The sequence below is a fragment of the Marimonas lutisalis genome (assembly GCF_005434965.1).
GTDB classification, from domain to species: domain Bacteria; phylum Pseudomonadota; class Alphaproteobacteria; order Rhodobacterales; family Rhodobacteraceae; genus Marimonas_A; species Marimonas_A lutisalis.
On sequence record NZ_SKCI01000004.1, the window covers coordinates 385,935 to 405,547 of the forward strand.

Below are 19,613 nucleotides of genomic sequence, written 5' to 3' on the forward strand. Positions count from 1 at the left end.
ACACCCGCCGGCTCATCGCGTCCCCCTCCGGATCCGCGGATCGAAAAGATCGCGCAGCCCATCGCCCATCAGGTTCAGCCCCAGCACCGTCAACAGGATGGCCAGCCCCGGAAACATCGCCATATGCGGCGCAAAGGAAATCATCGTCTGGCTGTCGGCCAGCATCCTGCCCCAGCTCGGGATCGGCGGCTGCGCGCCCAGCCCCACATAACTCAGCCCCGCCTCGGCCAGGATCCCCAGCGAGAACTGGATCGTGCCCTGCACGATCAACAGGTTGGTCACGTTGGGCAGGATATGCTCGAAACTGATCCGCGTTGCCCCCTTGCCCGCCACCCGCGCCGCCATGACATAATCGCGCGTCCACAGGCTCAGCGCCGCGCCCCTCACCAGCCGCGCGAAAACGGGGATGTTGAAAATCCCGATGGCGATGATCGCGTTCAGCGCGCTCGCCCCGAACACCGCCGTGATCATGATCGCGATCAGCAGGCTCGGAAAGGCAAAGACCAGGTCATTGCCGCGCATGATCACCTCGTCCAGCAGGCTGCCTTTCTTCGCCGCCGCCGCCAGCCCCAGCGGCACGCCCAGCCCCATGCCGATGCCCACCGCCACCAGCGCCACCGCGATCGAGGTCCGCGCGCCCACCATGATCATGCTCAGGATATCGCGCCCGAAATGATCGGTGCCCAGCGGGTGCGCACCCGCTGGGCCCTGCATCTTGTTCGGGATATCCATCACCGTCACGTCATAGGGCACCCACAGAAAACTCAAGAGCGCTGCACCCACGAACACCAGCGTCAGGCACGCCCCCAGCACCAGGTTGCGCGACCGCAGCGCCGCCTGCCAGATGCCCTCTTCCGTCATGTCCGCACCCTCAGCCGCGGATCAACCACCGCATAGGCCAGGTCGACGGCGAAATTCACCACCACCACGGCGAAAACCAGCAGCATCACCACCGATTCCACCACGATCAGGTCCCGCGCGCTGATCGACTGGAACACCAGCCGCCCCAGCCCGGGCAGGAAAAAGACGTTCTCAATGATGATCGCCCCCGCCATCAGAAACGAAAACTGCAACCCGATGATCGTCAGAACCGGGATCAGCGCATTTCGCAGCGCGTGCCGCCACAGCGCCTGCCGCTTCGACAGCCCCTTGGCCCGCGCCGTGCGGATGAAATCCTCGCCCAGCGTGTCCAGAAGCGAGGATCGCATGACCCGCGCCAGGATACTCGCCTGCGGCAGCGCCAGCGCGATCGCCGGCAGGGTCAGGCTCTTCATCGCCGGGAACACCCCCTTCTCCCAGCCAGCAAAACCGCCCGCGCTGAACCAGCGCAGGTTGATGGCAAAGACCAGCACCATCAGCATCGCGAACCAGAAATTCGGGATCGCCACACCCAGCTGCGTGATCCCCATCACGCTCACATCAGCCAGCTTGCCGCGCCGCGATGCCGCCCAGATGCCGGCCGGAAAGGCTATCAGCGTCGACAGCGTCAGCGCATAAAGCGCGAGCGGCAGCGAAATCCACAACCGCTCGCCGATCATCTCGGCCACGGGCGTGCGATAGGTATAGGAGGTGCCGAAATCGCCCCTCAGCATGCCGCCCACCCAGGACAGGTAGCGCTCGATCAGCGTTCCGTTCAGTCCCAGCTGATCGCGCAGCGCCGCCAGCGTGTCCTCAGTCGCGTTGATGCCCAGCATGTAAGCCGCCGGATCGCCCGGCACGACCTCGACCATGGAAAAGATCACCACGCTCGCCACGATCAGCGACAGGGCCAGCGAGACCAGGCGTTTGAGAGCATAGCGCAGCATGCGCCGACGTTAGGACAGGGTCCGCCCCCGGTCCAGCGCAATGAAAACCCCCTTCTCACTCTGCGAAGATGAGATTGGTTTTGAACGTCACGATATCGGGCAGGTCGCTCTCCATGAACCGGCTCAGCATCTTGCCCTTGGCGATGATGACTGAACCAATGAACTCGTCCGCCAGCCCCTTGAACCCCTCGACCTCGCGCATATCCAACAAGAACCGGGTGCCGGGTGTATCGATCAGTTTGCCGGGCAGAACCCGCAATTCCGTGCTGTCTGCATCGGCCGGTGCGATGAACAGGCATTGAACCCGCCAGCGCCCGTTCGCCTTGCGGTTCGACCGCGTCATCGGCCCCAGGCTCAACAGCCGGCCATCGCGCAGATAGGTCCGCGCATCCGATCTGAACGTCCATGATTTCATGCTTCCGGAGGTCATGACATGGGCCTCGAAGGCTTCGCGAAACATCTTTTCATCATGGTCAAAACCCAGATACGGAAAGCTCACCACGATGCCCAGGATGGCAAGATCGGCCGGATCGCGCGCATCCCAAGGCCCGTTGCCCCGCTCGTGCGGCGCAACCGGCTCGAACGGCACCCATCCCGCATTGCGCAGGATATTATCCCGGTCCTCAAGCCCCAACTCCGGCGTCACACAAAAATCGAACACCTCGCGCGCCGTCTCGACCGGCCAGACCGCCTCGGCCCGCGCCGTCGGAGCCAGGCCCGCCAAAAGGAGAAGGCCCGCGAAAACGCGGGCCATAGTTCCGACAGTCCAATACATCTGCTTCAAACCACTTACCCCGGATGTTCGGGGCGCGCCGACCCGGCGCGCCACCGCAGGTCATTCTTCCCAGTACACCGCCGTCAGGTCGGTCGCCTGCGTGGGCGCGTCCTTCCACAGGCCGCGCACGCCGGCCTTGGCCACCGTCGCCGTCGCCAGCTGGAACAGGTAACCGTTCACGTAGTCCTCGCTGATGATCGTCTGCGCCTTGTGCAGCATCTCGGTCCGCTTGGCCGGATCGGTGGTGCGGTTCAGCTCTTCCATCAGCGCCTGGAACTCGGGATTGTCATACTGGAAGTAATAGTCGGGCCGGGCATAGATACCGATATCGAAGGGCTCGGTATGGCTGACGATGGTCAGCCCGTAATCCTTGCCGCGGAACACCTGCTCCAGCCACTGCGCCCATTCCAGGTTCGAGATTTCAGTCTCGATGCCCACAGCACGCAGTTGCGCCGCGATGATCTCGCCGCCGCGCCGCGCGTAAGAGGGCGGCGGCAGTTTCAGCGTGGTCTTGAATCCGTCCGGGAACCCGGCCTCGGCCAGAAGCGCCTTGGCTTTCTCCGGGTCGTAGGCGGAATTGCCTGTCAGATTCAGATAGTCGGGATTGTGCGGCGCGAAATGCGTGCCAATCGGCGTGCCCAGGCCAAACATCGCGCCGTCGATGATCGCCTGCCGGTCGATCGCATGGGCAATCGCCTCACGCACCTTCTCATTGTCCAGCGGCGGCATCTTGTTGTTGGTCGACAGGATGGTTTCGCCCTCGGTATTGCCCACGATCACCTGGAAGCGCGGATCGGCCTCGAACTGCGGCAGGTTCTCGGGCGCCGGGAACCCGGCGAACACGTCCACGTCCTCGGCCATCACCGCGGCAAAGGCCGCGGTCGGGTCGGAAATGAACTTGAAGGTCACGTTCTCCAGTTGCGCAGGCGTGCCCCAGTAATCGGGGTTCTTCTCCAGCGTGATGTTGTCGCCCTGCACCCAGTTGGAAAACTTGAACGCACCGGTGCCCACCGGCGCCTGCTTGATGTTCTCGATGCTCTCGGGCGCCACGATCACCGCATCGCCCCACGCCATGTTGAAAAGGAAATTGCCGTTGGGTTCGCTCAGCGTCACCTTCACTGTCGCCGGGTCCACCACCTCGACCTCCGAAATCGCCCCAAACAGCGCCTTCTGCGCGTTGGCGCTGTCCTCGGCGCGTGCCCGGTCCAGGCTGAATTTCACGTCCTCGGCATCCATCGTCGTGCCATCGTGAAACGTCACCCCCTCGGCCAGGTGGAAGGTATAGCTCAGACCGTCCTCGGAAATGTCCCAGCTTTTCGCCAGCCCCGGCACGATCGACCCGTCCGAGGCAAACCGCGTCAGCCCCTCGAACACGTTGGAATAAAGCACGCTGTCAATCGCCCCCGCCGCGGCGCTTGTGGGGTCCAGATGCGGCGGCTCCAGCTGCATCGCCACCACGATATCGGTTTTCGCCCAGGCCCCGCCGGCCACCATCAGTGCCAGCGCGCTGGCCGCGCCAAGTTTCATCCAAGACATGGTTTTCTCCCTGTTGCCCTGCCGGCAGACGCCCGGCTCCGCAGAATCTGCGGCCAGTCTCCCCCCAAAACCCCGGGCAATCAAGCATTTGCCGGTGGCGTCCCCTCAGGGCCGGGCAATCCCCGACAGATCAACACTCACCCGCTCGCCCAGGCTGACCAGGCTGTCATGCAGCAGTTGCAGCGCATAGGCCGGGTTGTGGGCATAGGCCCCCGGGTCCTTTTTCACCGCCTGGAAGTTATAGGCCGCTTTCAACAGGCGCGGCGTCCAGCTCTTGTAGGCATTGGGATACACCGCCTCGGCGGCTTCGATTGCCCCGCTGCCATCGCTGTCATTGAAGAAATAGGGATAGGCATCGGCGGTATATCCGATGGGCTTGCCGGTCACCTCGGCGGCATAGACCATGATCGCGCGGTCCAGCCGCGCGTGCAGGCCGTGGATCTCCTCGGCGATGCCGCCCGCGTTCTGCCCGTCGCCATCGTAATCCCCGGGCCGCATGCGGATATCGCTCAACTCTTCCACCCCGCGGTGGCAGGCCATGCAGGGCTCGGGCGCGACCTGCGTGTCATGCGGATCGTGGCAGGCGGTGCAGCTGCTGGCGCTTGGCACATGGGCAAACCGCCCGGCATAGCTCTGCCCCGGGTATTCGAACCCGCCGCCCACGTCCGCGCCCCGCATCACCGTCGCGGCAATGCCGTAATGGATATTCAGGAAGGGCAGATCGGCCGAAACCTCGTCCTCGCCCAGCCCTTTCACCGCCGCGCGCACGCTCTCGCCCGCCTCCCGGCCCATGTGGCAGACCGTGCAGGCGGCATCCGCGCCCAGCCCATCCTCCGCAACGCCCGATGGAAACACCGCGCGATCCAGCGCCATCGCCGCCGTGCTGTGGCAGGCCGCGCAACTCACCGGCGCGTTGATCGGTGCGGGCGCATCCACCTTGCCCGCGGCCGATCCATCGGCACCGATGAAATCGGCGAATCCCGGCGCCGAATGGCAGGTGGCGCAAACCTCCGGTACCGCGCCCTCCTCGTTCCAGTGGGTGAAAGATTCGGAGTGATAATCCCCGTGCGGGCTCGCCATCCAGGCATCCACGATCCCGCCCAGCCCCTGCTCCTGCGCCGTCACCGGCGCGGCGCCAAGAATGCAGACACCGGCAAACATTCGGGCAATCCATCTCAGGCGCATGATCCATCCTCCACTGACATCCGACCTTAACAGAATATCACACGCCCCGGCGTGCCAGCTTGACGGGGATCAAAGCCCGGCGCATGCAGGTCTGCGACGCTGAAACGCGCCCGACTTGCAAATGCCCCGAATGACCCACGCACCCCGAACCCCACGCCACGCATCCGGTGCCCTCCTGGCGCTGATCTATCTCGCCGCCTGCCTCGCGCCGCTGGCGCTGGCGCTGCTGCGCCCCGCCGCGCCGGCCGATCCGTGGGAACACGCCGCCGCGGGCCTCGGCCTTGTCGCGCTCTCTGCCATGGCAGTGCAATTCGTCACCTCCGGGCGCTTTCACGTCATCTCCGCCCGGCTCGGCATCGACAGGATCATGGCCTTTCACAAGATCGCCGCCTGGTGGGCGCTGGCCGCTTTGCTGCTGCACCCGCTTCTCTTCGTGTTGCCCACATGGGCCGAAAACCCCGCACTCGGCACCGAACGGCTCACCGCCTATCTCACGCTGCCGCGCTATCGCACCGGTGTCGTCGCGCTGGCGGCGCTGCTGCTTCTCGTTCTGTCCGCCGCCCTGCGCGAACGCCTGCCTTGGCAACACGAAACCTGGCGGGCCGGCCACCTGGTCCTCGGAATGGTTGCGATCTTCTGCGGGCTGCATCATGCCATCACCGCCGGCCGGTTCAGCGCACTCGGCGCGCTCAATGGCTTCTGGTGGCTCACCGGTCTGGCCGTCCTTCTCATCCTCGCTACGCTTTACCTCTGGCGCTGGGCGCGGCTGCACCGCGCGCCCTGGCGCGTGGCCTCGGTCACCAAACGCGCCGACCGGATATGGGAGCTTGACGTGCAGCCTGCCCCCGGCACCCCGCCGCTGGCCTACCGCGCCGGGCAATTCGCCTGGATCACCACCGGCACCCACCGTTTCCCGCTCTTCGACCATCCGTTTTCCATCGCCGACAGTCCCCGCCGCCCCGGCCTCTCGTTCTTGATCAAGGAGCTCGGCGATTTCACTTCAGCCGTTCCCGCGCTGGCGCCGGGCACCCCGGTCGGGATCGACGGCCCCTATGGCAATTTCACGCTACAGGACCATCCCGGCGATGCCATCCTGCTCATCGCCGGCGGCGCCGGGATCGGGCCGATAATGGGTCTCCTGCGCGATCTTGCGGCCACCGGCGATACGCGCCCGGTCCGCCTCGCCTACGCCGCCGGCCACCCGGACAACTTCGCCTGCCTCGATGAAATCGCGGCAGCGCAGGAAACCCTCGATTTGCGGACTCTTCTGCTCAGCGAAGAGGACACCCCCAGCTGGCAGGGCCAGCTTGGCCGCCTCACACATGAGCGTCTGGAAACCATGCTCTCAGGCCTCGATCCCGCGCGCAGCGTCGCCATGATCTGCGGCCCCGGCAGGATGATCACCGCCGTTTCCGACGCGCTCGGCGATCTCGGCATGCCGATGCGCAACATCGTCTACGAACGCTTCGACTACGCCGGCGGCACCTCCCGGCAGGATCGCCGCCACCGCCGTCATTTCTACGGCGTGCTTGGCATCGTCGCGCTCGGCACGGCCGGTTTTGCCCTGCTGGCCTGAGGGCTCAGACGATCATGTCCTCGACCGCCTTGGGGTGGCGCGTCACCGCTTCATAGCCGTCCTCGGTGATGATGAAACTATCCCCCACCTGCGCGCGGAAATCCTCGACCGTCACCGACCCGTCCACGGCAAACACCATCCCCGGCTGCAACACCGTCTTGTCCCCGGTCACCAATTGCGGATGCTCCAGGAAGCTGAACCCCGTCGCCCGCCCACAGCGGAACGGGTAATCATAGCCCGCCCCCTGGATCACCTCGGCATAGGCCGCGTGCACGCTCTCGGCCGTCACCCCCGGGCCCAGCACCTCCAGCGCGGCGCGCTGGCTCGCCACCGCCACCTCGTAGACCTCGGCCTGCCGCGGATCGGCGATCTCGCCGATCCAGAAGGTGCGGTCGAATCCCAGCTTGAAGCGGTGAAAATTCGTCATCCCGCAGAAACACAGGAACACCGGCTCGCCGCGCTGCATGATCCGGGTCGAGGCCCGGTGATGCGTCTTCACGATATCCCGCCCCGAGGCCATGATCTGCAGGAAATGCGTATTGGGCGACATCTCGGTGGTGTCGCAATGCGCGGCAAGGATCTCGGCCGCCTTGCGCGTGCCCGCCTGCGACGTGGCAATTGCCACCTCGTATTCCGGCACACCCGCGCCGATCGCTTCGCGCCCGGCCTGCATCATCGCCATGCCGACCTGCCCGGCATGGCGCGCCAACTGCAACTCCTCGGGCGATTTGATCATCCGCAGATCCGCTAGGATCGGCGTCACGTTCCCGATCGCGGGTGCCTCCACCAGCGTATCCACGTAGGCCCGCACCACGGGCGGCATGTGGTCGGGCTCCAGCCCGATCTTGCCGGCATGCTTCAGCGCGCCGGGCAGTTCCTCGCGCCACTCATTGCCCAGCCCGTCGTTCCACGCCGCGATCCGCCCGACATGCGCCAGCGCCCGGGCCGCATTCTGATCCAGCGCCGGCGTGATCAGCAGGCTTTCGCCATCGCGCGGCACCACCAGGATCGTGGGTCGGCCGAACTCCATGTGCAGATAGTCGAAATACCCGGTCAGGTAATAGACATTGTCGTCATCGGTAATCAGCGCCACGTCGATGCCGGCCTCGGCCAGGCGATTGCGGAACTCTTGCATACGCGTCTCAAACATCATGGCCCTTATCCTTCCCCCCGCACGGGCAACCGGTCCCGGACCAGCGCCGCCCAGAACCGCGCGCCCAGCGGCAACAGCGCATCGTTGAAATCATAGTCGCTCGAATGCAGCGTCTGGCCGTGCGCGCCGTCCTCGCCATTGCCCAGCAGCAGGAAACACCCCGGCACGGCGGCGCTGAAATGCGCGAAATCCTCGGAAAAGCTCATCGGCGCGCGATCGCCCAGCGCGTCCAGCCCCGCCGCCTGCGCCGCGCGCAGCACGGCCTCGGTCGGCGCCTCGGCATTGATCGTCTCGATGAACTCGGTGTTGAAACTCACCTCGGCCTCCACACCATGCGCGGCCGCCACGCCCCCGGCGATCTGCCGCATCAGCGACTCGATCTCTTCGCGGTCCGCGGGGCTCCGCGCCCGCGCATCGCCCTTCAGAACCGCCCGCCCGGGCAAGACGTTGCGCTGCCCGTCGGTCAGGAACTCGGTCACCGACACCACCGCGCCGGCCCCGGGCGGCAGGCGGCGCGCCACGATGGTCTGCAACGCCTGCACCATCTCGGCCCCCACGGTGATCGCATCACGCCCCGCCTGCGGCATCGATGCATGGCCGCCCTGGCCCTCAATCGTGATCTCAAAGAGGCTCTCGCTGGAACAGATCAGCCCCTTGCGGGTCGAGACCTGCCCGACCGGCGCGCCCGGCAGGTTGTGGATGCCATAGACCTCTTCGATCGGGAACCGCTCCAGCACGCCCTCGTCGATCATCGCCCGCGCGCCCAGCCCGTGTTCCTCGTTCGGCTGGAACAGGAACACCACCGTGCCGTCGAAATCCCGCGCCTCGGCCAGGGCCTGCGCCGCGCCCAGCAGCATCGTGGTATGCCCATCATGGCCACAGGCATGCATCCTGCCAGCATGCTCGGAGACGTAATCATGCGTGCTCGTCTCGGTGATCGGCAGCGCATCCATATCCGCCCGCAGCCCGATCGCCCGGTTGCCATTGCCCGCGCGCAATATGCCGACCACGCCCGCGCCCTCGTGCACCTCCAGTCCCCAGTCGCGCAACAGCCCCGCCACGCGGGCACGCGTGCGCGGCAGCTCGAAACCCAACTCGGGCCGTCTGTGAAACTCGTGCCGGAGCGCTACCAGATCGTCCATGTTCGCCCATTCCTGCGCCGCACCGCGCGCCGCGTTAAGTTAATTCCGGTTAACTCCCGGCCCGAATTGCCGGCAGCCGGATGTCAGCCGGAAGTCATACGCATGTCACCCCCCGAATTTTCTGCGAAAATTCGCGTTAACCACGCGGGACGGTGCCCTATCCCAGCAGGTCCAGCAGGCTGCGCCCCATCACCTGCGCGCTCTCCACCATGTCGTCGATGCCCACGTATTCATCCGGCTTGTGCGCCAGGTCCAGGATGCCCGGCCCATAGGCGATGCAGTTCTTCAGCCGCCCGATCCGGTCGATATGTTTCTGGTCGTAAGTACCTGGCGAAACGACATAATCCGCCTCTTTCCCCATCACGTCGGCAATCGCCTTCGCCACCGATTGCACCACCGGCGCGCTTTTTTCCGTCATCGTCGGCAGCACCCGCTGCAACTCGCGCACGTCGTATCGGAAATTCTCGCGGCTCTCCTGCACCCGGCGCAGCACGGCATGAATTTCCTCCTGTACCTCGTCGATATCCTCCTCGATCAGGAACCGCCGGTCGATCACCATCCGGCAGCTGTCCGGCACGCAAGGGCTTGGTAAACCAGTATAATCTGCCTCCTGCTCGGCCTCGCCCCCGTGGATCGAGTTGATGTTCAGCGTCGATTGCTTGGCGCCTTCGGGCACCACCGGCATATCCGTGCGTTTTTGCGCCAGCGCCGGAAAAAGGCTGGTTTCCATCTCGCTCATCACCGCCCCCATGTGCCGCACCGCGCAATCGCCCAGAAACGGCATGGAGCCATGGGCAATCTCGCCATGCGTCTCGATCTCGGCCCACCACACGCCGCGATGGCCGAGGCAGATGCGGTCCTTGTTCAATGGCTCGGGGATAATCACATGCTGCACCCGCTCGGGCGAAAACCACCCTTTTTCAGCAAGATAGGCCACCCCGCCAAACCCGCCGGATTCTTCATCAGCGGTGCCGCTGATCTCGATCGCGCCCCTGAAATCGGGGCAGATGGCGATGAACGCCTCTGCCGCGACAATGCTCGCGGCAAGGCCACCTTTCATGTCACAGGCGCCGCGGCCATAAATCTTGCCGTCCTTCACCTCCCCGCCGAACGGATCGGTGGTCCAGCCGCGCCCCACCTCGACCACGTCGATGTGGCTGTTGAAATGCACGCACTCGCCCGGCTGTGCGCCCTCTTTACGGGCTATTAAGTTCCAGCGCGGATACTTGTCGCTATCGCCAATCGCGCCTTCCGCGCGCACCAGATCGGTATGAAACCCGTGCCGCACCAGCCTGCGATCCAGGAAATCGCAGATCTCGCGGTAATTCTCGCCCGGCGGGTTCAACGTCGGAATGCGGATCAGGTCCTGCGTCAACTCCACCAGGTCGGCACGCCGCGCCTCGATCTCCAGCATCAGTTTCTCTGACAGGTCCATCGCATCGCTCCCTTGCTTCCCAAGGGGATCATGCCCGCGACCAAATGAAATGCGCAACCCCGTAGGCCGGGATTTCAGCCCACCGCCACCCGCAACGGCTCGGGCCAATGCGCCCGCTCCAGCGACGGCACCACCCAATCCGCCGCGCTGAAATCATCGGTGTCGGTATAGGCGCTTGGCGTCACCATCACGCGCAGCCCCGCGCCCCTGGCCGACAGCACCCCGTTGCGGCTGTCCTCGAAGGCCAGCGCGCTTTCGGGCGCCATCCCCAACCGCTCCAGCGCCAGTTGGAACACGTCCGGCGCGGGTTTCTTCGCCGCCACCTCGTCGCCCGCCGCGATCACGTCGAAAACCTCATCGGCCGTCCGGCCCCAACCGCACTGGCACAGCGCCTCGACGTTGGGCCGGTTCGTCGTCGTCGCCACGGCCACGCGCAGCCCGGCCTCCCGCGCCGCCGCGATCAACTCCGCCACACCGGGCCTCAACGCCAGCCCGCCCCGTTTCAGAAGGTCGGTATAGGCTTTCGTTTTCTCGGCATGATAGGCCACGATCTCGTCGTCGCTCAGGCGCCGCGCGCCTTCGGGCAATTCGGCCTGGAACGCCCGCACGCGCTCTTTTCCGCCCGTGGTTTTCAGCAGCCGGCGATAGTCGTCCCGCGTCCAGTGCCAGTTCAGATCCCAAGCATCGAACGTCGCATTGAACGCGTCGCGATGGGCCTCCTCGGTCTCGGCCAGCGTGCCGTCGACATCGAAAATCAGCGCCTTCAGGCTCATCTCAGCGCAAAATCCGGAAGCTTGGCGAAATCGTCAAACCGAAACGCATGGGTCAGTTCCTCGATAGCCGCCTTGCGATAGCCTTCGGTAAACAGCGCAAAAGGCACACCCGCACGCTCGGCCGTTTCGGCGTCGATCTCGCTATCCCCGACATAGAGCGGGTTGGGCTCCGCAAGCGCATCGAACGCCCTCAGCAGGGGCGCCGGGTCTGGCTTCTTGACACCCAGGCTGTCGCCTCCGATGACCACGCGGAAAAACCGCTCCATGTCCAGCGCCCGCAGGATATCGCGGGCGGGTGCTTCGGGTTTGTTGGTGCATACGCCCATGGCACAGCCTGCGTTCGACAACCGCTCCAGCGCGGCGATCATGTTGGGATAGGGCCGGGTCAGATCGCTGCTCGCCTGGTTGTAGAACTCCAGCGTGACTTTCGTCAGCTCGTCGTGGCGGTCCGGGTCAATCCCGCTCGCCCGCATCACCCGTTCCACCAGCTTGGGCAGCCCGTTGCCGATGAAAGACGTGATCGTCAGCAGGTCCAGCGGCGGCAGGCCCTCGCCCTCCAGCATCCGGTTGGCCGCGGCCTGGATATCCGGCGCACTGTCGATCAGCGTGCCATCAAGATCGAAAACAACTGTTCTCACGCCTCTTCCTTCCACTTGATCGAACAGCCCATCGAGGCCACCTGCTCCTCCGGCCCTTTCCCGGTTTCCGCCACCTGCTTCATCGCCTCGTACAGATCACGGCGCAGGTCCGCCGGGCCGGTTTCCTTGCGGCTCGCGTCCAGCCGTCCGCGATACTGCAACTCGCCCTTCGCATTGAAGCCAAAGAAATCCGGCGTGCACACCGCGTCATAGGCGCGGGCCACGTCCTGTGTCTCGTCATAGAGATAGGGGAAGGGATAGCCCTCCTCCTTCATCTTTTCGAAACTGTCCTGCGGATAGGTTTCCACGTCGTTCGATGAGATCGCCGCCACCCCGATGCCCAGTTTTTCCAGATCCTTCGCATCGCGTATGATCCGGTCTTTCACCGCCAGCACATAGGGGCAGTGATTGCAGATGAACATGATCAGCGTGCCCTTGGGGCCCGCAACATCGGCCAGGGAATAGGTTTTCCCGTCAACACCGGGCAATGAGAAATCTGGCGCCTGCCAACCGAAGTTGCAGACGGGTGGAATTGCAGCCATCTCTATCTCCTTTCATGTGGCGCTCGTCGGGCCTCACAGCCCGCCTCGCGCGTCCGGCGCGCAAGCGCCGGACAAGCGGTTACGCCGCCTTCCGCGCACCTTCCGCCGCCGCGCGGATCGCGCGGATGTTCTCGCCATAGGGCGCGGGATTGTCGACCGATCCGCCCTTGAACACGGCCGAGCCTGCCACGAAGCAATCCGCGCCCGCGGCCACGAGCGGCCCCACGGTGTTCGGGTCCACGCCCCCATCCACCTGGATATGGATCTCGCGATCGCCGATCATTTCGCGCACCTGCGCCACTTTCTGAACGCTCGACGGGATGAACTTCTGCCCGCCGAAGCCGGGGTTCACGCTCATCACCAGCACCATGTCGCACAGATCAAGCAGGTATTCGACAGCACTTGCCGGCGTGCCCGGGTTCAGGCTGATCCCCGCTTTCTTGCCGGTCGCGCGGATTGCCTGCAGCGTGCGGTGCGGGTGCGGGCCGGCCTCGAAATGCGCCACGATCATGTCGGCGCCGGCCTCGGCATAGGCTTCGATGTAAGGGTCCACCGGCGCGATCATCAGGTGCACGTCCATGAAGGTTTTGACATGCGGCCGGAACGCCTTGACCGCTGGCGGCCCGAAGGTGAGGTTCGGCACGAAATGCCCGTCCATCACATCCACATGGACCCAGTCGGCCCCCTGCGCTTCGATCGCCTGGATCTCGCGTCCGAAATCGGCGAAATCCGCCGACAGGATCGAGGGTGCAATCTTGATAGATCGGTCAAAAGCCATGCCAAACCTCCTTTTCGTCGGTGCGCGTTCCGCGCACCAGTGCCTTGCGGCGTAGGGCGGGCTTCAGCCCGCCATCCCCTCACGGATCAAGCGACCCGTCCGCGTAACGCTTCGCCATCTCGTCCATATCGATCGGCTTGATCTTCGAGGCGTTGCCCGCCGTGCCGAACCGCTGGAACCGGTCAAGGCACAGCTTCTCCATCTCGTCCATCGCCGGGATCATGAATTTCCGCGGGTCGAACTCGGTGGGTTTTTCCTGTGCCACCTTGCGGAACTGGCCGGTGATCGCCATGCGGTTGTCGGTGTCGATATTCACCTTGCGCACGCCCGACTTGATGCCGCGTTCGATCTCCTCGACAGGCACACCATAGGTCTGGGGCATCTCGCCGCCATACTCGTTGATCAGGTCCTGCAGGTATTGCGGAACAGAGGACGAGCCATGCATCACCAGGTGCACGTTCGGGATCTTGGCATGAATCTTCTCGATCTGGCTGATCGCCAGCGTCTCGCCCGTCGGCTTGGTGCTGAACTTGTAGGCGCCGTGGCTGGTGCCGCAGGCAATCGCCAGCGCGTCCACCTTGGTCAGCTTGACAAAATCCAGCGCCTCGTCCGGATCAGTCAACAGCTGGTCATGGCTCAACTTGCCTTCCGCGCCCGAGCCGTCCTCCTTGGCCGCCTGGCCGGTTTCCAGGCTGCCCAGAACACCCAGTTCGCCCTCGACACTTGCACCGACCCAGTGCGCCATGCGGCTCACACGCTCGGTGATCTCGACGTTGTAATCCCAGCTCGCCGGCGTCTTCATGTCGGCTTCAAGCGAGCCGTCCATCATCACGCTGGTAAAACCGTGCTTGATCGCCGACAGGCAGGTCTGTTCGTTGTTGCCGTGGTCCTGGTGCATGCAGATCGGGATGTCCGGGAACATCTCGGCCAGCGCCTGGATCATGTGCTTCAGCATGATATCCCCGGCATAGGACCGTGCCCCGCGGCTGGCCTGCATGATCACCGGCGCGTCGCATTTCTGCGCGGCGTTCATGATCGCCAGTCCCTGTTCCATGTTGTTGATGTTGAACGCGGGCACGCCATAGCCCTGCTCGGCGGCGTGATCGAGAAGTTGTCGAAGCGTGATAAGAGCCATCGTCTTTCCTTGTTAAGCAGCAATCTCGGCGCGCATCAGCGCAGCAATTCCGGGCAACGTCCTGCCCTCGAGCCATTCCAGGAATGCACCCCCGGCCGAGGAGACGTAGGTGAAGTCATCCTTCACACCTGCATGAATTAACGCCGATACGGTGTCTCCGCCACCGGCAACCGACACAGCGCTGCCATTTCTTGTCAATTGGGCGGCCTTTTTCGCCAGTTCATTGGTCCCCTTGTCAAAGGGCGGGATCTCGAACGCGCCCAACGGGCCGTTCCACAAAATCGTTTTCGCCCCCTCCAGCGCCGTCTTGAACCGCTCGACCGATTGCGGCCCGGCGTCCAGGATCATCTGGTCGCCCGGGCACTTGTCCGCCGGAACCAGCGACATCGACGCGCCCGCCTTGAACTCGGATGCGGCCGCCACATCGGTCGGCAGGAACAGGTCGCAGTTGTGGCTCTCGGCCAAGCGGCGGATCTCGGCCACGGTCTCGACCTGGTCGGGCTCGTGCAGCGATGCGCCCATCGGCGCGCCGTCGGCATAGAGGAAGGTGTTGGCCATGCCTCCACCGATCACAACACCATCGAGCTTCTGCACGAGGTTCTTCAGCACCGCGATCTTGGTTGACACTTTCGCGCCCCCCACGATGGCGATGGCCGGGCTTTGCGGCGCTTCCAGCGCCTTGGTCAGCGCGCTGATCTCCTCCATCATCAGCGGCCCGGCGGCCGACGGCATAAGATGCGCCACCGCCTCGGTGCTAGCATGCGCCCGGTGCGCGGTGGAAAACGCATCGTTGACATAGATGTCGCCCAACCGCGCAAAAAGCGCGCCCAGACCGCTGTCATTGGCCTCTTCACGCGCGTCAAAACGCACGTTCTCGCACAGCAGCGCCTCGCCGTCCTTCAGCGCCTTCGCCGCCGCTTCGGCCTCGGGCCCGCTCGACGCCGGGCAGAACTTCACCTCCACCCCCATCGCGTTCGACAAGGCGATCACCAGCGGCTCGACGCTCATCGCGGGCACGACCTTGCCCTTGGGCCGGCCGAAATGCGTCAGGATCACGAGCCGCGCGCCCTTTTTCAGCAACGGTTTCATGCCGGCAGCGAACCGCGTGATCCGCGTTGCATCCGTCACCCGGCCCTCGGCCATCGGCACGTTCAGATCGGCCCGTACCAGCAGGCGCTGGCCCGCCACGTCCATGTCGGTGATTGCAGGAATATCCATATCAGATCGTCCCCATGTGTACGGCATTGTCCGCCATCCGGCAGCTAAAGCCCCATTCGTTGTCATACCAAGCCAGCACGCGCACCAGCCGCCCGCCCATCACCTTGGTCTGGTCCGCGGCAAAATTCGACGAAGCGGTGTTGTGGTTATAATCGACCGAGACCTTCTTTTCCGTCTCGTAGGTCAGGATGCCCTTCATCGGGCCCGCCGCAGCGGCGGCGATCACTTCGTTGATGTCCTCGGCCGTGACATCCTTGGCCGCGACAAAGGTCAGGTCCACCGCGCTCACATTCGGCGTCGGCACCCGGATGGCCGACCCATCAAGCCGGCCGTTCAGTTCCGGCAGCACGAGCCCGATCGCCTTGGCCGCCCCGGTCGAGGTGGGGATCATGCTCATCGCCGCGGCACGCGCGCGGTACAGGTCCTTGTGGCGGCGGTCCAGCGTCGGCTGGTCACCGGTATAGGAATGGATCGTGGTCATGATCCCCGACTCGATCCCGATCGCATCGTTGATCGCCTTGGCCACCGGCGCCAGGCAGTTCGTCGTGCACGACCCGTTTGACACCACCAGGTCATCCGCCGTCAGCATGTCCGAGTTCACGCCATGCACGATGGTCTTGTCCGCATTGGTCGCGGGCGCCGACACCAGCACCTTTTTCGCGCCCTGGCGCAGGTGCACCGAGGATGCCTCCTTCGAATTGAATTTGCCCGAGCATTCCAGAACCACGTCCACGCCGGACCAGTCCAACTCTTCGGGGTCGTAGGTCGAAAACACCTTCATCGGGCCCTGGCCCACATCCATCATGTCGCCTTCGATCCGGATGTCGCCCGCAAAGCGGCCATGCACGCTGTCGTATTTCAGCAGATGCGCGATATCCTCGATCGGCCCGGTGGCGTTCATCTTCACCACCTGGATGTCGTCGCGCGCGTTCTCGATGATGCTCGACAGCGTGCAGCGCCCGATACGGCCAAAGCCGCTGATCCCAACCTTTACGACCATGTCTTTCCCTCTCGTCTCGTCTTATTTCATCAGCCGGCGCGCGGCCTCGGCCACGGCATCGGCGGTAATTCCGAAATGCTGATACAGCTCATCGGCCGGCGCCGACGCGCCAAAGCCGGTCATGCCCACAAAGGCCCCCTCGCAGCCCAGCATCTCGCCCCAGCCCTGTTTCACCGCGGCCTCGACACCCACGCGCGGGGCATCGCCCAGCACCTCGGCCCGGTACTCCGCATCCTGACCGGCGAAAAGCTCGAAGCACGGCGCCGACACCACGGCGACCTTTTTGCCCTCGGCCTCCAGTGCCTCGGCGGCGGCCAGCGCAATCTCCACTTCCGAACCGGTGGCGATCAGCGTGGCATCGCGCTTGGGCCCTGCATCCTTCAGCACATAGGCGCCACGCGCACTCATGTTGGCATCGGTATGGGTGGTGCGCACGCAGGGCAGGCCCTGCCGGCTCAGGCACAGCACGCTGGGCGTGCGGGTGTCCTGCATCGCGATCTCCCACGCCTCGGCGGTTTCCACCACGTCGGCGGGGCGGAACACGTTCAGGTTCGGCATCGCCCGCAGGCTGGCCACATGTTCCACCGGCTGGTGCGTCGGGCCGTCCTCGCCCAACCCGATGCTGTCATGTGTCATGACATAGACCACCGGCACCTCCATCAGCGCGCTCAGCCGGATCGCCGGGCGACAGTAATCGGCAAAGGCCAGGAAGGTGCCGCCGTAGGGCTTGAACCCGCCATGCAGCGCTACGCCATTCATGATCGCGCCCATGCCGTGCTCACGCACACCGTAATGGATGTAGTCGCCACCGTAATTGTCCTTCGAAACCGGCTGCATCCCCTTCGTGCGGGTGTTGTTCGATCCGGTCAGGTCGGCAGAGCCACCCACCGAATTGGGCAGCGTCGCATTGACCACTTCCAGCGCCATTTCGCTGGCCTTGCGGGTGGCCACCTTGGGCGCATCCGCCGACAGGCGCTTGCGATACGCGGTCATCGCCTCGGTCAGCGCCGCGGCATCCACCTCGCCGTGGCTTGCCTCGAACGCCGCTTTTTGCGGGGAAGAGGTCAGGCGGCCCTCCCACGCAACACGGACCGCCTGACCACGCTTGGCAATCGCTTGCCACGCCTCGTAAACCTCGTTCGGAATTTCGAACGGCGCATGGGACCAGCCCAGCGCTTCGCGCGTCAGCGCGATTTCCTCGTCGCCCAGCGGTGCGCCATGGGTGGCTGCCGTGCCCTGCTTGTTGGGCGCGCCGAACCCGATGATCGTCTTGCAGGCGATCAGGCTGGGGCGCGGATCGGCCTTCGCGGCTTCGATCGCCTCGGACACGGCCTCTTTATCGTGCCCATCCACCGCCTGCACATGCCAGCCGGCAGCGGCAAAGCGCGCCTTCTGATCGGTCGAGGTCGATACATCGGTGCTGCCGTCGATGGTGATCGCGTTGTCGTCCCACATCACCACCAGTCGGCCCAGGCCCATATGCCCGGCAAAATCGATCGCCTCGTGCGAAATGCCCTCCATCAGGCAGCCGTCGCCGGCAATCACATAGGTGTAGTGATCGACCAGGTCATCGCCGAACCGCGCGTTGTCCATCCGCTCGGCCAATGCCATGCCCACGGCGGTGGTGATCCCCTGACCCAGAGGGCCGGTTGTGGTTTCAATCCCCTTGGCATGGCCATATTCCGGGTGGCCCGCCGTGCGGTATCCCATCTGGCGGAAGTTGCGCAGCTGCTCCATGTCCATATCGTCATAGCCCAGCAAGTGATTGATCGAATAGACCAGCATGCTGCCATGCCCCGCGCTCATCACAAACCGGTCGCGGTCGGCCCAGCGGTCGGCGCTGGGATCGATGTTCATGAAGCGGTTGAACAGCACCGTCGCCACGTCCGCCATGCCCATCGGCGCGCCGGGGTGGCCCGAATTGGCAGCCTGCACCGCGTCCATCGCCAGCGCCCGGATGGCATTGGCCATCAGGTCCTCGGTCGAGGTCGAAATCTTGGCTTGGGTATTCATAACAGGTCTCCTCCGAAAGACACGGAACTCAGGCGCGTTTGCTCTCGCTCACCAGCCGGTGCACCATCGGCGTGAAAATCAGCTGCATCGCCAGGTCCATCTTGCCCCCCGGGATCACGATCGAGTTCGCCCGGCTCATCCAGCTGTCGTGGATCATGCTGGTCAGGTAGGGGAAATCGATGCCCCGCGGATCCTTGAAGCGGATCACGACAAGGCTTTCATCCGCGGTGGGAATCCAGCGCGCGACGAACGGGTCCGACGTATCCACCACCGGCACACGCTGGAAATTCACGTCGGTTTCGATGAACTGCGGGCAGATGCAGTGCACATAGGCGTGCATCCGGCGCAGGATCGTGTCGGTCACCGCTTCCGTGGTGTAACCGCGCTGCGCCTTGTCGCGATGGATCTTCTGGATCCATTCAAGGTTGATCACCGGCACAACACCGATCTTCAGATCGGCCAGCTTGGCCAGGTTGACCTCGTCATTCACCACCGCGCCATGCAGCCCTTCATAGAACAGAAGGTCCGAGCCGTCGTCGAACGGCGCCCAATTGGTGAAATGGCCCGGCGGCACGCCATAACGCTCTGCCTCGTCATCGTCATGCACGTAATGGCGCGTTTTCCCCGCGCCGGTTTCACCATATTCGCGGAACACGCGCTCCAGCTCGCCCAGCTCGTTCGCATCATAGGAAAAATGCGAAAAGGTCTCGTCACCGGCGGCCTTGCGGGCCTCCAATTCGGCTTTCATCGACGCGCGATCATAGCGGTGAAACGCATCACCCTCGATCGACACCGCGTTGATTCCCTCGCGGCGGAAAATCTGGTCGAACGTGCCTTTTACCGTGCTCGTGCCCGCACCCGACGAGCCCGTCACCGAGATGATGGGGTGTTTTTTGCTCATATTTTCAA

The 19,613-nt window shown here is 64.5% G+C and carries 18 protein-coding genes; 1 reads left to right on the forward strand and 17 read right to left on the reverse strand.

Annotated elements, in window-relative coordinates; genetic code table 11:
* Positions 1-12: 12 nt before the first annotated feature.
* The 5 genes from E0501_RS17695 to E0501_RS17715 form a co-directional block, all read right to left on the reverse strand.
* Positions 13-861: an ABC transporter permease gene (locus E0501_RS17695; protein WP_137702720.1), complete on the reverse strand. Its 849-nt coding sequence runs from the start codon at positions 859-861 to the stop codon at positions 13-15.
* Positions 858-1,805 (reverse strand): ABC transporter permease, encoded by a 948-nt coding sequence (locus tag E0501_RS17700; RefSeq protein WP_137702721.1) that lies wholly within the window; start codon positions 1,803-1,805, stop codon positions 858-860. Before E0501_RS17700 ends, E0501_RS17695 begins: the two co-directional genes overlap by 4 nt.
* A gap of 55 nt (positions 1,806-1,860) precedes the next feature.
* Complete coding sequence (locus E0501_RS17705; RefSeq protein WP_137702722.1) at positions 1,861-2,559, reverse strand: hypothetical protein; 699 nt, start codon at positions 2,557-2,559, stop codon at positions 1,861-1,863.
* A gap of 81 nt (positions 2,560-2,640) precedes the next feature.
* Entirely contained in the window at positions 2,641-4,116 is a 1,476-nt protein-coding gene (locus tag E0501_RS17710) for an ABC transporter substrate-binding protein (protein ID WP_137702723.1), read from the reverse strand.
* Between the two features lie 105 nt (positions 4,117-4,221).
* The gene (locus E0501_RS17715) at positions 4,222-5,301 is read right to left on the reverse strand and encodes a polyheme membrane-associated cytochrome C (RefSeq protein ID WP_137702724.1); all 1,080 of its coding nucleotides are present in this window, start codon (positions 5,299-5,301) and stop codon (positions 4,222-4,224) included.
* A gap of 130 nt (positions 5,302-5,431) precedes the next feature.
* Here E0501_RS17715 and E0501_RS17720 point away from each other — a divergent pair, with 130 nt between their 5' ends.
* Entirely contained in the window at positions 5,432-6,877 is a 1,446-nt protein-coding gene (locus E0501_RS17720) for a ferredoxin reductase family protein (protein WP_205123515.1), read from the forward strand.
* 4 nt (positions 6,878-6,881) lie between these two features.
* Here the strand turns inward: E0501_RS17720 and E0501_RS17725 are convergent, their stop codons facing one another.
* From E0501_RS17725 to E0501_RS17780, 12 genes are all read right to left on the reverse strand, one after another.
* Positions 6,882-8,030, reverse strand: a complete 1,149-nt coding sequence (locus E0501_RS17725; RefSeq protein ID WP_235857897.1) for a M24 family metallopeptidase — start codon at positions 8,028-8,030, stop codon at positions 6,882-6,884.
* Between the two features lie 5 nt (positions 8,031-8,035).
* Complete coding sequence (locus tag E0501_RS17730) at positions 8,036-9,172, reverse strand: amidohydrolase (RefSeq protein ID WP_137702727.1); 1,137 nt, start codon at positions 9,170-9,172, stop codon at positions 8,036-8,038.
* Positions 9,173-9,329: 157 nt separating this feature from the next.
* A complete protein-coding gene (locus E0501_RS17735) occupies positions 9,330-10,607 on the reverse strand; it encodes an acetylornithine deacetylase/succinyl-diaminopimelate desuccinylase family protein (protein WP_137702728.1) in 1,278 nt (425 codons plus the stop codon).
* Positions 10,608-10,681: 74 nt separating this feature from the next.
* Positions 10,682-11,380 carry an HAD-IA family hydrolase gene (locus tag E0501_RS17740; protein ID WP_137702729.1) on the reverse strand — a complete coding sequence of 233 codons (699 nt, stop codon included), beginning with the start codon at positions 11,378-11,380 and terminating at the stop codon, positions 10,682-10,684.
* The gene (gph, locus tag E0501_RS17745) at positions 11,377-12,018 is read right to left on the reverse strand and encodes a phosphoglycolate phosphatase (RefSeq protein ID WP_137702730.1); all 642 of its coding nucleotides are present in this window, start codon (positions 12,016-12,018) and stop codon (positions 11,377-11,379) included. Before gph ends, E0501_RS17740 begins: the two co-directional genes overlap by 4 nt.
* The gene (locus tag E0501_RS17750; RefSeq protein WP_137702731.1) at positions 12,015-12,560 is read right to left on the reverse strand and encodes a thioredoxin family protein; all 546 of its coding nucleotides are present in this window, start codon (positions 12,558-12,560) and stop codon (positions 12,015-12,017) included. Before E0501_RS17750 ends, gph begins: the two co-directional genes overlap by 4 nt.
* Positions 12,561-12,639: 79 nt before the next feature.
* Positions 12,640-13,338, reverse strand: coding sequence for a ribulose-phosphate 3-epimerase (gene rpe / locus E0501_RS17755; protein ID WP_137702732.1), 699 nt, complete (start codon positions 13,336-13,338; stop codon positions 12,640-12,642).
* A 79-nt stretch (positions 13,339-13,417) separates the two neighbouring features.
* On the reverse strand, positions 13,418-14,473 hold the full coding sequence (gene fba, locus E0501_RS17760; protein WP_137702733.1) for a class II fructose-bisphosphate aldolase: 1,056 nt from the start codon (positions 14,471-14,473) through the stop codon (positions 13,418-13,420).
* 12 nt (positions 14,474-14,485) lie between these two features.
* A complete protein-coding gene (locus E0501_RS17765; RefSeq protein ID WP_137702734.1) occupies positions 14,486-15,691 on the reverse strand; it encodes a phosphoglycerate kinase in 1,206 nt (401 codons plus the stop codon).
* A 1-nt stretch (position 15,692) separates the two neighbouring features.
* Positions 15,693-16,691 carry a type I glyceraldehyde-3-phosphate dehydrogenase gene (gap, locus tag E0501_RS17770; protein ID WP_137702735.1) on the reverse strand — a complete coding sequence of 333 codons (999 nt, stop codon included), beginning with the start codon at positions 16,689-16,691 and terminating at the stop codon, positions 15,693-15,695.
* A 21-nt stretch (positions 16,692-16,712) separates the two neighbouring features.
* Positions 16,713-18,704: a transketolase gene (gene tkt / locus E0501_RS17775; RefSeq protein WP_137702736.1), complete on the reverse strand. Its 1,992-nt coding sequence runs from the start codon at positions 18,702-18,704 to the stop codon at positions 16,713-16,715.
* Between the two features lie 28 nt (positions 18,705-18,732).
* Positions 18,733-19,605 carry a phosphoribulokinase gene (locus E0501_RS17780; RefSeq protein ID WP_137702737.1) on the reverse strand — a complete coding sequence of 291 codons (873 nt, stop codon included), beginning with the start codon at positions 19,603-19,605 and terminating at the stop codon, positions 18,733-18,735.
* Positions 19,606-19,613 lie beyond the last annotated feature (8 nt).